The following is a 14658-nucleotide window of genomic DNA, read 5'->3' as shown; positions in this document are numbered from 1 at the left end:
GCGCGGCGGACAGAATCAGCGAGCGGGTCAACGGTGTCATGTCGGCGCGGCTTTGTCTTTGGAATACGGCGGTGTGGTCGCCTGTCCTGATTGTTGAAAGTCGATGGCTTCGCTTAGCGTGCCTTCGTCCAACCAGCCTTGCTCGGTCAGGATCTGTCCCAACGGTTTTTTATCGCGCGCCTGGATTTCAAGGGCGCGCGCCAGCGTGTCCTGATCGATGGCCTGCCACGACAACAACAGTTCGCCCAGCCGCTGGCGTTGCTGCGACAACTGGTCCGTGCTGGGAAAGTCGTGCATGGTCTTGTCCCATGCCAGCCGCTTGCCCGTGACCAGGTGGGCGATGAACAAACGCCACGCCCGCGCCGCGGCCATGGCGTTGATGAAGTTGCCCACGATCATGCGGGGAATCGACAGCACCGCGTGTTCCCAGCCATACATGCGCCCGACAAAGTACGCGCGCTGCACAACGCGCAGCAGCAGCGCCACGGCGTTAGCCCACATCAGTATCACCAACCACCCGCCGGGCCGGAAATACGAGGGGTAATACACCTTCCACCATCCGAATTTATCGGCCAGGAAGAACACGAAGAAGTTCGCCAGCAACACGTAGGCCAGGATGGCGATAAACGACGTCACCAGGCCCTTGCGGTCACGGAACAGCAGGTACCGATTGGCCAGGGACCCGGTCCAGCCCACCTGTTGCCAGCCTTGCAAACCGATGCCCAGCGTCCAGCGCGCCTTTTGCCGGTACGCGGTGCGAAACGTGTTCGGAAAATACTCGCGCACGCCCAGCGGCATGCGGATCGTGGAAACTTTTTCAGGCCCCAGGCCGAACCACGAGCGGCGGCGCGTGACGTATTCCACTTCGAATTTGCCGAAGATCTGCTTCATGCCGCGCTGCGCCAACCGCGCCCCGATGTCGTAGTCTTCCGTCAGCGTGTCGGTATTGAACGGCTGGTTGTTGGTTTCGGCCGCCAGTTCCTCTAGCGCGCGTCGGGAAAAGCAGGTGCCCACGCCGGCGGACGGCACCATCTTCGACAAGCTTTCGCGCACCACCAGGTCCTTGGTGTGCCATTCGGCGAATTCATCCATGTAGGTGCCGGCCACCAGCTCGTGCCAGTGACGCTCCAGCGACGTGACCGGCAGCTGGATGAAGTCGATGCGTGGCAGCAGATAGTTGTAGTACTTCAGTTCCAGCGGGTGCAGCACGTCTTCGCTGTCGTGCAGGATGACGCCGGCAAACGGCACGGGCTGCTTGGCGTTCTGCACGAAGATGGCCTGGACGATCCAGTTCAGGCAATCCGCCTTGCAGGTGGGCCCGTCATGCGGCACTTCCACGCGGATCAGCTTGCGATAGCGCCGCCGCATCCGCTCTACTTCGTCGATGGTGCGCTGGTCGTTCTGGTAGGTGCCCGCAAAGATCATGTAGTCCTTGTATTCCAGCGTGGACACCATGGTTTCAAGCATCGATGAGATCACGTCGTACTCCAGCCAGGCCGGCACCATGATGGCCAGCGGCTGTTCGGGCTTGGCCCGCAACTCCTCGGCCGACAGCGCGGTGTAGCGTCGCTTGACGGTCAGCGAACGCCGCAGTTCGCGCAGCCAGAACCAGGCGTCGATGAACAGATCATCCAGGCTGGACAGCAGGATGATGACCCCCACGACGGCGGTCACCACTTCCAGCCCGCGGTAATAGTCCGCGATGAAGTAGGGCCAATAAAGCGAAGACATGGCGGTGTCGGCCTTACGGGTTGCCGCGGTTCTTCTTGCGGCCCACGCGTCGCGCCACGATCAGGATCAGGATCAGCACAAGCAACGCGACGCTGATTGCCGGCACGCTCCAGGCGATGTAGCGGCGCCATTCGAAGAACGCGCTGCCGCCGGGGCTTGCGGGGTTGCTGGCTTCCGGGTTGGCGCTGTCTATCCACGCAATCGGCCCGTTGGCGCCGACCACGGCCACGTTGCCCCGATTCAGCACGAAAGGCGCGTCCAGCATGCCCGGGTGTTGGCCCACGGTGTGCCAAAGCACGCCATCCTGGCCATTGCCGCGCACGACTTCGGCGGTGCTCAGGTGGTCCAGCCCGGAGAGGTCCAGCCACGTTGCGTTGCGGCCATCCACCTTCAGTTGCTTGCGGTCGGTGACCTGAACCATGGGCTTGGCGCCGTCCACCGGCACTTCCATGGCCAGGAACGGGCGTGCCGGCTTGAACGGCTGGCCTGCCGGCGCTACCGACAATTCCGCGCGCGTGGCCGACACGCCGCTGGCCGAGGCGATGCCGATCACCCGCTTGATGTTGTCTGGCGCGTCGGCCAGATAGCCGTCCGGAATGATCAGTTGCGGGTTGCCGGCCAGCAGCGGCAACAGCCCGACAAAGGTGCCGTCGGGCTGCGGTTTGCCGGGCTTGATGTAGCTGGTGGGCAGCACGTTTACCGGGTAACCCTGGGCAATCTCGTTGCAGTCCACCGACACGGGCTGGCGCTGGAACTGGACGCGCAGCGCATTGGTCACGCCCAAGGCATAGCCAGGCACGCGGGCCGTCAGGCGCTCGGGTTTGCCGTCGGCATCCATTTGCCGGGCCGCCAGCAAGATGCCATTCCAGAACACCGATGCCACGGGGCGCGTGGACGATGCGCCGGGGGCCGCCGCCAGGTCCAGCACCAATTCATCGGGCATCAAGCCGTCCGAGGACACGGTGGACAGCGGGAAAGTGGTGGTCCAGTCGCCACGCGCCACGACGTCGAAGCTGGTCGCTGATCCGCCCAGCGTGGTCAGGCGCACGGCACCGTCGTCGGCGGCCTGCGGCGATGTGGCCGTTTTGATGTTGACCTGCCGCGTGACCAGGATGCGACGCCATGCACTGTCAAAAGCGCCCGCCGCTTGCGCGCCCGCGTCGGCCGCCACCGCAATGACGGCCTGCCGGCCCAGCGGCAGCAAGCGGATATCGCGCGAGGGCAGGTCGGCGCCGGCCAGCGGTATGCGCGCCTGGCGCCAGGCTTTGAAGGCGGCGGCCGCGTCGGCGTCACCGGCAAGCTGCGCGGCCAGCGCATCCAGTGCTTCGTTATAGCGGCCCCGCAGCGCGGCGTCGGCAATCACCACATCGCCGCTGACGGCGGGGGCGCCCATCACCAGCAGGGCGCCGATTTCTGCGGGGCTGGCCAGTTTGTGCGCGGGCTTGTTGGCAACGGCGGCAACGGCCGCAAGCTGTTCCAGCCCGGCCGGCGCTTGCAGGCCGCGCGTATCGATCTCGTCGCCCACCGACGGGAACGCGCGGACCGCGACGCGCTTGCCCGACCGTTCCAAGGCCACGCCCAGCCGCCAGGCGCTATCGAAGGCCTGCTGGTCCAGCTTGGTGCCCGACACCATCAGCACGGGCCTGCCGGGCAGCGTGGCCCAGGCGTCGTCCAGGTTGCCGATGGCCGAGGCATCGTAGCGATAGCGCAGGTGCGTTTGCGGTGAAATGATCAGCGCATTGGCGGTGGCGCGGTTGCTTTCGCAGCGGCGCAGCGCGATCTCTGATTGCCAGTCCACGCCCAGCCGCAAGAAGCCGGATTCCCGGTTGCGGCTCTCGACGTTCAGGCTGCGAGTCATGGACCCGTCTCCATCGGCGACGCGCTCCGCCGTTTGCGGCACGCCATCCAGCCATAGCACCATGGTGGTCCGGCCGGCTTCTCCCTTGGCATATCTGGCATCGAACGTCAGCGTGGCGTCCGAAATCGGCACGCCGCGCGGCACGGGCAGATAGAACTCCTGCCGCGCGTCGCTGTTGCTGAGGACGACGGGGTCCTTGACGCCCAGGTCAAGCAAGGTGGTGTCGCGCGTGATCCATCCATCGCCCTGCAAGCGCCGCAACGCATCGCCGGCGGGGCTGGCCAAGCTGCTTAGCGGCAGGACCAACCCCGCCATCATCAAGGCACGGCAAAGGACTCGGGCAACGGGGACGGGCAGGGCGCTGGGGTGCATTGGGGGCTCCGGGGCGGAATGCGTCGCGAATAAGGTCGGGGCGAATTAGCGCAATGGCTCGGGACAAGTGATCACGAGCGATTGATAAGGGCTACTGGTCAGGGGCAGGGCCGTGACATCAGGGCAAGGGCGCATTGGCGTCGCGGTACGGATCGAACTCGGAAACTGCGCGCCCGCATAGCGCGTCCACGATGCGCTGGCTGGCGCGGCCGTCGCCATAGGGGTTGATGCGACGCGAGAACGAGGCGTGCTGGTCGGTGTCGTCCAGCAGCCGGTTCACCTGGGTAACGATGCGCCGCGTGTCGGTGCCCACCAGGGCCACCGTGCCGGCTTCGACGGCTTCGGGGCGCTCGGTCACGTCGCGCATCACCAAAACGGGCTTGCCCAGATAAGGCGCTTCTTCCTGCACGCCGCCCGAATCCGTCAGGATGAGATGGGCGCGCTGCATGAACCACACGAAGTCCAGGTAATCCAGCGGATCAATCAGATGCACATGGGACAGCCCGGCCAGGTCCGTCATGACCACATTGCGCACCTGCGGATTCAGATGCACGGGGTACACAATCTGCAAATCATCGCGGCGCGCCAGTTCCGCCAACGCCGCGCAGATGTTCTTGAAGCCGCCGCCAAAACTCTCGCGTCGATGGCCGGTGACCAGCAGCAGGCGCCGCGTGGGGTCGAGCCAGTCGTAGCGCGCTTCCAGTCCTTGCACGAGGGGCCCTGCGGGGTCCAGCTTGGCGCAGGTCATCGCCAGGGCATCAATGACGGTATTGCCGGTCACGGTGATTTGTCCGGCAAGGTCTTCGCGCATCAGGTTGCCGCGCGATTGCGCCGTGGGCGCGAACAGCCAGTCACCCACCGCGTCGACGACGCGCCGGTTCATTTCTTCAGGAAACGGCATGGCCAGGTTGCCGGTGCGCAAACCGGCTTCAACGTGGCCGATGCGCACGCGCCGGTGGAAAGATGCCAGCGCACACGCCGACGCGGTGCTGGTGTCCCCGTGCACAAGTACGCAGTCGGGGTGTTCCGCGTCCAGCACCTTGTCCACGCTTGAAATCAGCCGCGCATACAGGCCGTTCAGTGTTTGATTGGGCACCATGACGTCCAGGTCGTGCTGGGCGCGCAGGTCAAACAGCGCCAGTACCTGGTCCAACATCTCGCGGTGCTGGCCGGTCACGCACACCACGCTCTGTATCTGCGGCTCTTTGCCAAGCGCGGTGACCAGCGGCGCCATCTTGATGGCTTCAGGACGGGTCCCGAAGATGGATAGGACTTTCATCACAAGATGACCCTCCCCAGAGCGTGGTGGCGTCCATTATGTCTTGAAAATATTCGTAATATGTGACGGATTATGTCAGTAACTGCCCTATTCGGCGCTACAGGGGACAAGCACCGCGCCGTGTCGCCAGGCGTTGTCAAGATGCAAAAAAGGCCAACTCCACGAGTTGGCTTGGAAGGGTTCGCTGCACGTCCGGTGTTAACGCGGCGCGTCGTCGGGCCGATACCGCAGCGCTTCGATCACCAGCGCCAGCGCTGGCGAGATGTGGCGTCGGCTGGCGTAATAAAGGTGGTAGCCGGGAAAACGGGGCCACCAATCCTCAAGCACCGGGATCAGGCGGCCGCTGTCGATATGTGGCTGCATCAAGTCGAACGGAACATACGCCAGGCCCAGGCCGTCCAACGCCGCTTGCAGCATCAGGAAGGTGTTGTTGAACACGGTTTGGCCATCGACGCGGACGTTCAAGGCCTGCCCATTCTTTTCGAAATCCCAGGCATACAAGCCGCCATGGGTGGGAAGGCGCAGGTTCACGCAGCGATGCTCGGTCAGGTCTTGCGGGGTGATCGGCAACGGCCTGCCCGCCAGATATTCCGGAGACCCCGCCACCGCCATGCGCAGTTCGGGTGCGATGCGGACCGCGATCATGTCCTTGTCCACGCGGTTGCCCACGCGCACGCCCGCGTCAAAACGATGCGCGGCAATATCCGTGAACGCGTAATCCACGCTGAACTCAATCTGGATGTCGGGATATTGCTTCAGCAAGGGAGCCAACCGCGGCCAAAGCACCGTGGCGATGGCGTGGTCGTGCGCGGTGATGCGTACGGAGCCGGCAGGCTTGTCGCGCATGGCGTTCAGCGATGCCAGCTCTTGCTCGATCTCGCTAAGCCTGGGAGCCAGCACGTTCAGCAGCCGGTTGCCGGCCTCCGTGGTGGAAACGCTGCGCGTGGTGCGCGTCAATAAACGCACGCCCAGGCGCGCTTCCAGGGCAAGCATGGCATGGCTGAGGGCAGAGCGCGACACGCCCAGCTGCGCGGCGGCCCGGGTAAAGCTGCGTTCGCGCGCCACGGCCACGAAAGCTTGCAGGTCGTTCAGGTTTTCTTTGGTAATTGGTGAGTGGCTTACACCAGTGTGTGCGCACTTTGCTGTCTTCTCAGCTAATGGTTCGGATCATACAGTGTGAAAAAGCCAGCGGCGCAACGGCATTGCGCTGCCATTCCCTTACAGAACAGGACCGATTCATGAACACGCTTTGTAAAACAGCCATCTGCCTGGCGGCACTGCACACGGGCTCCTCGGGCGCTGCGGGCGTCGCGGGCCCCGCTCAAGCGCTCGATTCGAAGCCGGCTACAGGCAGGCAACAGCTAACGCGCGCGGGCAGTCAGCCTTCGATGGCCGGACCCGAGGATTACTTCACCGGACCCGTGCGGGTGGATCCGGTCTGGCCGGCCGATACGCACATCAACGCGTCGGGGGGCTTGGTCACCTTCGAGCCCGGTTCACGTTCCGCCTGGCATACGCACCCCGCGGGCCAGCGCCTGGTCGTGGTGTCGGGCGTGGGACTTACTCAGGAATGGGGCGGCCCCGTGCAGGAGATACGCCCAGGCGACGTGGTCTGGTGCCCGCCCGACGTCAAGCACTGGCACGGCGCCGCCCCCAACACCGCGATGACGCACCTTGCGGTCACCGGCACGGCGCAAGGCAAGAACGTGACCTGGATGGAAAAAGTCAGCGATGAACAATATGACGCGCGCTAAATACGCCGCTACGTGGAGTTATGGCCGCGTATTGGCGTTGAGCCTGAGCCTGGTTTGCGCGGGCGTCCACACTGCGCAGGCCGCCCCACCCACCCCGACCGCCCCGTCCACCGCGAATCAACAGGAGTCCCAACCCATGCCCGCCGCCCAAACCACGTCCCCAATCACCGACCAGACGCTGTCTATGCGTCAACAAGCGATTGTGCCGATCGCGGCATTTGCCGCCGCCGGCGATCTTAGCAAGCTGAACGCCGCTTTGAACCAAGGCTTGGACGCCGGCATGACGCTTAGCGACATCAAGGAAGTGCTGGTGCAACTCTACGCGTACGCCGGGTTCCCGCGCAGCTTGAACGCCCTGGGCGAATTGATGAAAGTGCAACAGGCGCGCAAGCAGCGCGGCATTGATGACGCGCCCGGCAGCGAGCCCAGCCGCCCCATCCCGAAAGGCGACGCTTTGCTCGCGGCAGGCACTGCCAATCAAACCAAACTATCGGGCGGGGAGGTGGCGGGGCCGCTGTTCGACTTCGCACCCGTCGCCAACGAATACCTGCGTGCGCATCTGTTCGGCGATATTTTTGAGCGCGACAATCTCGATTGGCAAAGCCGGGAACTGGCCACGGTAGGAATGCTGTCGGCACTGCCTGGCGCCGAACCGCAGTTACAGGCGCACATGCGCATCAGCATGAATGTGGGCATTACCGAAGGCCAGCTCCATCACCTTGGGCAGATTCTGGAGGAACGCGCGGACCCCGCGTATGCCCAGCGGGCCCGTGCCGCGCTGGACCGCCATTTAGCGACGAAGGCAGCGGGTTGATTGGGAAAACGGTTTCGGAGATCCGAAAAGAAAAAGCCGCTCGACGATATGTCGAGGGGCTTTTTGCGTCTAGCGGTCAGTGCCGGTCAGTAATGAGCCTTTCGGCTAAAACGTTATTCCTGAAAATCAAAATGCCGAAAATCAGGAAAACCGGCATCAAGGGTATTTGGTGGAGCCGGGGGGAATTGAACCCCCGTCCGCAAGCCCTCTGCAATCAGTTCTACATGCGTAGTCGATTTATTTAGTTTTAACTTTGGACTTAGCCAACCGACAGGCCGGACCAAAGCGATTCACGTAATTTAAATCTGAGCCGTGTGACCCCAGCGCAGACCGATTCCTTGTGAATGTCGCTGCTGCGGTTCGAGGGTTACCCCCCTAGGAAGTTGCCTTCCTCCGCCTGACCCAAGGACAGATCAGTGCAGCGGCTCACCGCTTAAGCGGCGAGAGCGAAACGCTCGTCGTTGGCGTTTGTAGTGTTTCCAGTGGTTTAACGAGCGAACTGGTGCTCGGCATGCCCTGAGTTGTTTCGCGACCCACGTCGAATCCGGATCGGCCCCAAGAACTTCCTATTGTACTGGTAAATGCCATAGCCCGCTGTACTGTCCACCGGCCCGCCAAACGAGGCGTGGCGCGGGGGCGACAGCGGGTTCTGGCCCGCGTCTTACCGACCTTAGACGGCGTTTGCGCAAGCAGGTTCCGCGGGCGCGCGGCCGCGTGAAGCCGCCATCAGCGCCAGCGCCAAACCCACGGAAATCGCCACGATCAGCGCGGCGGCCCAGCCCAACGATGCCAGCCCATAGTTGTCGATGACATGGCCGCCCACCACGGCGCCCAGCCCGATACCGATATTGGCGCCCGAGATGTTCAGCGACGCGGCGAAGGCCGGCGCCTGCGGGGCCGCCTTCATCAGCCGGACGTGGCACACAATGAACAGCGCCGCCTGGGCGATGCCCCACAGCCCCAACGCCACCGCCAGCAAGCCATGCGATTGCATCACCGGCGCGACGAACACCAGCCCGGCCGCCATCATGGACGAAAACAGCGCCGTTGCGCCCAGCGGGCTACGGTCGACCATGCGGCCGCCCAGCGTGTTGCCGATCAGGCCCACGGCGCCAAAAGCCATCATCGTCCAGCCAACGATCTGGCCGTTGAATCCGGCCAGTCGTTCAAGCATATCTGCCAGATAGGTGTAGGCCGTGAACATGCCGGTGAACACCAGCAGCGACAGCACCACGTGGCCCAGCACGATCGGGTCGCGCAGGATGCGTAGCTGTGTCACCAACTTGACGCTGTCGGCGCGGATCCGGGTGCTGGGAAAAGTCAGCAACAGCAGCAGGGCTTTGGCGAACGCCACGCCCGACAGCACCCAGAACGCGGCACGCCAACCGAACGCGTCCGATATCAGCACCCCAATCGGGATGCCGAACACGGTGGCCGCCACGATGCCGAAGGCGACCAGCGATATAGCACGCCCGGCGCGCGCCGGGCCCACCAGTTCAACGGCGGTGGCGCTGGCCAGCGACCAGAATACGGGCAAGGCCAAGGCAGGCACGAAACGGGCCACGGCCATGACCCAGATATTGGGCGCCAGGGCAGCCACGGCGTTTGACACGCCAAACAACGCCAGGACGCCAATAAACAGGCGTTTGCGTTCTACGTTGGCCATCAAGGCCGTTAACAAGGGGCCCGTGGCGGCAACCGTGAAAGCAAACAGCGTGACCAGCAGGCCAGCCTGTGAAACGGTCACATTCAGATCGCGGGCCAAGCCGGGCAACAGGCCGACGATCAGGAATTCGGTGGTGAGGATGGTGAAACCGGCGGCGGAAAGTAGCAGGATGGGCAAAAGCATAGGCATTCCTCTGGCGCGATGCCACATGGCGGCGCGTGGGGGCAGGGCGTTGTGATCGAAAAGGTCAAAACCGCGCGACGGCAATTGCGTGGCGCGCTGCACAACGGCGTTATGTCGTCGGCGGTAAGGTGTGTGCGGTTAGGCGTGTGCGGTGAAGGAAGCGGGGCGGATGAAAGCGCTGCCCCCACGCCAGCGAGGGCCGAATCGGCAATCGGAAGGTCCCAACCGCCGGGGATGGTTCACACTTTAAGGGAGTTCGAAATCCGGATAAAGCAGACTCGGGCGGAAAGATTGTTCGCGCGAGTCAACTAATGCGTGCGCAGCCCTGGGCCGAATGGGACGCTCATGATGGTCGGCGTGAGCGGGGCGACAGGGCGACAGGGAAGAGACGCGCAAGGAGGGACGCGTTTGGGAGGCGGAGAAGAGGGGCTGAACAGTAGGGGCTGAACAGTAGGGGGCTAAACAGTAGGGGCTGAACCGAAGAGGCTGAACCGAAGAGGCTGAACCAAAGAGGCTGAACCAAAGAGGCTGAACCAAAGAGGCTGAACCAAAAAGGCTGATTCGGGAGCCCGATCAAGAGAGGCGGCGAACCCCTAGCCCGCCGCCACCTCGCTTCAGCGCACGTCGCTGGGCAGCAACGGGTGGATGGCGGCCCAGAGCTCTTCCGGGGTGTTGGCGCGTGTTTCGGCCTGCCAACTGATGATGTCGTCGTCTTCGCCCACGTACCCGTAGGCGGCTGCCACGGCGGGCATGCCGGCGGCGTGCGCCGCCTGGATGTCGCGCAAGTCGTCACCCACATAGACGCAGCGGTCGGTGGCAAACCCGGCTTCCCGAGCCGCATGTTGCAGCGGCAGCGGGTGTGGCTTGGCGTGGGCGGTGGTGTCGCCGCAGACCAGCACGGCGCTGTCGCGGGTCAAATCCAGAAATTCGACGATGGGCAGTGTCAGATACGTCACTTTATTGGTGACAATGCCCCACGACAGGCCGCGTTCGCGAATGTCCGCCAGCAATTGCTCGATTCCGGGGAAAAGCTTGCTGTGCACTGTGGAGCTGGCCGCATAGTCTTCCAGGAACTGGAGACGTGTCGGCTCGTAATCCGGATCGCCGGGTGCCAGGTCCAGTGCGACGCGCAGCAGGCCACGCGCGCCTTGTGACGCCACCGGACGCAAGGCTTCGTACGGCATGGGCTCCAGGCCGCGGCGCGTACGTTGCTGGTTGGCGGCGGCGGCCAGGTCGGGGGCGGTATCGGCCAGGGTGCCGTCGAAATCAAACAGGATCAGGGCGCTCATTTTCGGGTAGCCATCAGATAGTTGACCGAGGTGTCGGACGACAGCGAATAGATCTGCGTAATCGGGTTGTATTCCATGCCCCGCATGCTGATCGGCTCCAGTTGGGCGGCGCGAGCGGCCGCGGACAGCTCGCTGGGCTTGATGAACTGGTCATAGCTGTGCGTGCCGCGCGGCAGCAGCCGCAGAACATATTCGGCGCCAATGATAGCGAAGAGAAAGGCCTTGGCGTTGCGGTTCAGTGTCGAAAAGAACACCCAGCCGCCCGGTTTCACTAGCGTCGAGCAGGCGCGCACGATGGATGCCGGATCCGGCACATGCTCCAGCATTTCCATGCAGGTGACCACGTCGTACTGGCCGGGCTGCTCGACAGCCAGCTCTTCAACGGGCACCTTGCGGTATTCCACCTTTACGCCCGATTCCAGTCCGTGCAAGCGTGCCACTTTAAGCGACTTGTCGGCCAGGTCGATACCGGTGACTTCCGCACCGCCGCGCGCCATGGCTTCAGCCAGGATGCCTCCGCCGCATCCGACGTCCAGCACCTTCCTGCCCGCCAGGTTGCCCGCACATTCCTGAATCCACTCCAGCCGTAGCGGGTTGATGGCGTGCAGCGGCTTGAACTCGCTTTCGGGGTCCCACCAGCGGCTGGCCAGGGCGCTGAACTTGTCCAGTTCGGCTTGGTCGGCGTTGACGGCAGGGCGGTCGGAGTCGTGAATTTGCGTGGTCATGGGAAGGTCCAGCGAAAGGCGACGCTATATATATAGAGGGGCGGCTGCCGCGCACGGGGCGAGGCAGGCCGCACGCCATGGCACCAACCTGGTGCATGACGGACGAAAAAAAGGGCCTCGCTATGCGAGGCCCCTTATTGTAGCTAGTCCGGCAATTACTTGCGGCTACCCACGATTTCGATTTCAACGCGACGGTTTTGGGCGCGGCCCTCTTTCGTCTTGTTGGAAGCGATCGGGTTCGACTCGCCCTTACCTTCCGTGTAGATACGGTTGGGGTCGATACCCTTGCTGACCAGGTAGGTCTTGACCGAAGCGGCGCGGCGCTCGGACAGCTTCTGGTTGTAGGCGTCAGTACCGATCGAATCGGTGTGGCCAACAGCAATGATGGTTTCCAGCTCGATACCGCGAGCTTGCTGGGCAACTTGATCCAGCAGCTGACGACCTTCGGGCTTCAGGGTCGACTTGTCGAAGTCGAAGAACGTGTCAGCATTGAACACGACCTTTGCCGCCATCGGGGCCGGCTTCGCCTTCTGTTGTGCAACCGGGACACCGTCGCAACCGGGGATACCGGTGGCAGGGGTCCAGAAAGCATCGCGCCAGCACAGTTCGTTCGTACCGTTTTTCCAAACGTTACCGAACGGGTTGCGCCAGTTGTCCACGGTTTGCGCGGAAGCTACACCAGAGGCCGTGACGGCGGCGAAGGCGAGCGCCAGAGCGAATTTGGAGGGTTTGTTCATGTTTCTCCTCGTTGAGCTTGAAGCTGGATAAGTGACTCGCAGCGAACCCCCGCCGCATATCAGGAAAACGGGGCCAGTATAGCAACGCCAAGAGCTGGTTCAAAGGATTAGCTACTGGGTTTCCTGCGTGCTGGAAACAATCTTAAGGCATTTGGGCACCTTTGGCTTCCCTGGAGAGGCGCATTAATGCTGGATATGGCGTTTTCGGCGCTCGTTCGGTTTTCCATGTTGGTTTTTGACAACAGGGGTGGAGGGCGTGGCCCGGCGGCCGAGGGACCTGTCCGACCGGCCGTCCAAGCCGACGCCTTGCGGCACACCGCAAGCAAGCCGGGCAAACGGGAACGGAATCGAATGATAGAATTTCCTGTTTACCCGGCCCGGGTTCCTCCTTACACGATTCTGTCGTTATATATATGGATTCCTTTGCCAAGGAGACGCTTCCGGTTTCGCTGGAAGAAGAGATGCGCCGCAGTTACCTCGATTACGCGATGAGCGTGATCGTTGGGCGGGCGCTACCGGATGTGCGGGATGGGCTCAAGCCCGTCCACCGGCGCGTGCTCTACGCGATGCATGAGCTGAACAACGATTGGAACCGCGCTTACAAGAAGTCGGCGCGTATCGTCGGGGACGTAATCGGTAAATACCACCCCCACGGTGACCAATCCGTGTACGACACCATCGTCCGCATGGCGCAGGATTTCTCCATGCGCTACATGCTTGTGGACGGCCAGGGCAACTTCGGCTCGATCGACGGCGATAACGCCGCGGCGATGCGGTACACCGAAATCCGCTTGGCGAAGATCGCCCACGAGCTGCTGGCCGACATCGACCAGGAGACGGTGGACTTCGGCCCCAACTATGACGGCAGCGAACAAGAACCGCTGCTGTTGCCCTCGCGTCTGCCCAACCTGCTGGTGAACGGCAGCTCTGGCATCGCCGTGGGAATGGCCACCAATATCCCGCCGCACAACTTGCAGGAAGTGGTCGACGGCTGCCTGTACTGCTTGCGCAACCCGGCCTGCACGGTCGATGAACTCATCGAGATCATCCCGGCGCCGGACTTTCCCACGGGCGGCATCATTTACGGCATGTCCGGCGTGCGCGAGGGTTATCGCACGGGTCGCGGTCGCGTCATCATGCGCGCCAAGACGCACTTCGAAGACATGGAAAAGGGCAACCGCCAAGCCATCGTCATCGACGCCATCCCCTACCAGGTCAACAAGAAGACGCTGCAGGAACGTATCGCCGAACTCGTCAACGACAAGAAGATCGAAGGCATCTCCGATATTCGCGACGAGTCCGACAAGGACGGCATGCGCCTGGTCATCGAACTCAAGCGCGGTGAAGTGCCTGAGGTTGTGCTGAACAACCTGTACAAGAACACGCAGTTGCAAGACACCTTCGGGATGAACCTGGTGGCGCTGGTCGATGGCCAGCCGCGCCTGCTCAACCTGAAGCAGATGATCGACTACTTCCTGCAACATCGCCGCGAAGTGGTCACGCGCCGCACGGTGTTCCAACTGCGCAAGGCTCGCGAACGCGGCCACGTGCTGGAAGGCCTGGCCGTTGCGCTGGCAAACATCGACGACTTCATCGCGATCATCAAGGCCGCGCCGACGCCTCCCGTCGCGCGCCAGGAATTGATGGCCAAATCGTGGGATTCGTCGCTGGTTCGCGACATGCTTTCGCGCGCCGATGGCGACACGCCGGGAGGCCGCGCGGCCTTCCGTCCGGACGACCTGGGCACCGAATTCGGTCTTCAAGGCGACGGCCTGTACCGTCTGAGCGACACGCAGGCTCAGGAAATCCTGAACATGCGCCTGCAACGCCTGACCGGGCTTGAGCAGGACAAGATCGTCGGCGAATACAAGGACATCATGTCCACCATCGCCGACCTGCTCGACATCCTGGCACGCCCCGAGCGCATCACGACCATCATCAGCGACGAGCTTCAGGCCATCAAGGCCGAATTCTCGACGAACACGAAGGATGCGCGTCGCTCGGAAATCGAACTGAACGCAACCGAGCTTGACACCGAAGACCTGATCACGCCGACCGACATGGTCGTGACCCTGTCGCACGGTGGCTACATCAAGAGCCAACCGCTGTCCGAATACCGTTCGCAAAAGCGCGGTGGGCGCGGCAAGCAAGCCACGGCGATGAAGGAAAACGACTGGATCGACCAGCTGTTCATCGCGAACACGCACGATTATCTCTTGTGCTTCTCGAACCGCGGTCGTGTGTATTGGC

General features: G+C 63.0%; 11 protein-coding genes and 1 other RNA gene. 3 read left to right on the top strand and 9 right to left on the bottom strand.

The annotated features are described in order from the left end of the window. Positions 1-36: 36 nt before the first annotated feature. The 4 genes from ACNPP0_RS24770 to ACNPP0_RS24755 form a co-directional block, all read right to left on the bottom strand. A complete protein-coding gene (locus ACNPP0_RS24770; RefSeq protein WP_448707275.1) occupies positions 37-1731 on the bottom strand; it encodes a glycosyl transferase family protein in 1695 nt (564 codons plus the stop codon). Between the two features lie 13 nt (positions 1732-1744). Next, complete coding sequence (locus ACNPP0_RS24765; protein WP_448707274.1) at positions 1745-3961, bottom strand: cellulose biosynthesis cyclic di-GMP-binding regulatory protein BcsB; 2217 nt, start codon at positions 3959-3961, stop codon at positions 1745-1747. Positions 3962-4079: 118 nt separating this feature from the next. Continuing rightward, the gene (wecB, locus tag ACNPP0_RS24760) at positions 4080-5240 is read right to left on the bottom strand and encodes a non-hydrolyzing UDP-N-acetylglucosamine 2-epimerase (protein ID WP_448707273.1); all 1161 of its coding nucleotides are present in this window, start codon (positions 5238-5240) and stop codon (positions 4080-4082) included. Positions 5241-5438: 198 nt separating this feature from the next. Then, positions 5439-6347, bottom strand: coding sequence for a LysR family transcriptional regulator (locus ACNPP0_RS24755; RefSeq protein ID WP_448707277.1), 909 nt, complete (start codon positions 6345-6347; stop codon positions 5439-5441). A 131-nt stretch (positions 6348-6478) separates the two neighbouring features. Between ACNPP0_RS24755 and ACNPP0_RS24750 the strand changes: the two genes are divergently transcribed. Beyond that, on the top strand, positions 6479-6994 hold the full coding sequence (locus ACNPP0_RS24750; RefSeq protein ID WP_448707272.1) for a (R)-mandelonitrile lyase: 516 nt from the start codon (positions 6479-6481) through the stop codon (positions 6992-6994). A 136-nt stretch (positions 6995-7130) separates the two neighbouring features. Next, positions 7131-7808 (top strand): carboxymuconolactone decarboxylase family protein, encoded by a 678-nt coding sequence (locus ACNPP0_RS24745; protein WP_448707271.1) that lies wholly within the window; start codon positions 7131-7133, stop codon positions 7806-7808. A gap of 167 nt (positions 7809-7975) precedes the next feature. On the opposite strand, the gene ssrA is transcribed toward ACNPP0_RS24745, so the two are convergent. From ssrA to ompA, 5 genes are all read right to left on the bottom strand, one after another. Beyond that, positions 7976-8365, bottom strand: a transfer-messenger RNA (tmRNA) gene (gene ssrA / locus ACNPP0_RS24740). Positions 8366-8478: 113 nt separating this feature from the next. Further along, positions 8479-9657 carry an MFS transporter gene (locus ACNPP0_RS24735; protein ID WP_332610510.1) on the bottom strand — a complete coding sequence of 393 codons (1179 nt, stop codon included), beginning with the start codon at positions 9655-9657 and terminating at the stop codon, positions 8479-8481. 614 nt (positions 9658-10271) lie between these two features. Further along, entirely contained in the window at positions 10272-10946 is a 675-nt protein-coding gene (locus tag ACNPP0_RS24730; protein WP_332610509.1) for an HAD-IA family hydrolase, read from the bottom strand. Further along, entirely contained in the window at positions 10943-11671 is a 729-nt protein-coding gene (gene ubiG, locus ACNPP0_RS24725) for a bifunctional 2-polyprenyl-6-hydroxyphenol methylase/3-demethylubiquinol 3-O-methyltransferase UbiG (protein ID WP_448707270.1), read from the bottom strand. Before ubiG ends, ACNPP0_RS24730 begins: the two co-directional genes overlap by 4 nt. A 155-nt stretch (positions 11672-11826) precedes the next feature. Next, positions 11827-12408 carry an outer membrane protein OmpA gene (ompA, locus tag ACNPP0_RS24720; RefSeq protein ID WP_006225153.1) on the bottom strand — a complete coding sequence of 194 codons (582 nt, stop codon included), beginning with the start codon at positions 12406-12408 and terminating at the stop codon, positions 11827-11829. Positions 12409-12821: 413 nt separating this feature from the next. On the opposite strand from ompA, the gene gyrA reads away from it, so the two are divergent. Then, positions 12822-14658, top strand: a 1837-nt coding sequence (gene gyrA, locus ACNPP0_RS24715; RefSeq protein WP_448707269.1) for a DNA gyrase subunit A, incomplete at its 3' end; no start/stop codon positions are given.

The sequence above is a fragment of the Achromobacter semiaridum genome, assembly GCF_053543755.1.
This window is presented reverse-complemented; position numbering and strand designations above follow the sequence as displayed.

Bases quoted from the DNA above. Each gene is read 5' to 3' on its own strand.
- wecB (WP_448707273.1), bottom strand. From the start codon at position 5,240: ATGAAAGTCCTATCCATCTTCGGGACCCGTCCTGAAGCCATCAAGATG.
- ACNPP0_RS24770 (WP_448707275.1), bottom strand. From the start codon at position 1,731: ATGTCTTCGCTTTATTGGCCCTACTTCATCGCGGACTATTACCGCGGG.
- ACNPP0_RS24745 (WP_448707271.1), top strand. From the start codon at position 7,131: ATGCCCGCCGCCCAAACCACGTCCCCAATCACCGACCAGACGCTGTCT.
- ubiG (WP_448707270.1), bottom strand. From the start codon at position 11,671: ATGACCACGCAAATTCACGACTCCGACCGCCCTGCCGTCAACGCCGAC.
- ACNPP0_RS24765 (WP_448707274.1), bottom strand. From the start codon at position 3,961: ATGCACCCCAGCGCCCTGCCCGTCCCCGTTGCCCGAGTCCTTTGCCGT.
- ACNPP0_RS24730 (WP_332610509.1), bottom strand. From the start codon at position 10,946: ATGAGCGCCCTGATCCTGTTTGATTTCGACGGCACCCTGGCCGATACC.
- ACNPP0_RS24735 (WP_332610510.1), bottom strand. From the start codon at position 9,657: ATGCTTTTGCCCATCCTGCTACTTTCCGCCGCCGGTTTCACCATCCTC.
- ACNPP0_RS24750 (WP_448707272.1), top strand. From the start codon at position 6,479: ATGAACACGCTTTGTAAAACAGCCATCTGCCTGGCGGCACTGCACACG.
- ompA (WP_006225153.1), bottom strand. From the start codon at position 12,408: ATGAACAAACCCTCCAAATTCGCTCTGGCGCTCGCCTTCGCCGCCGTC.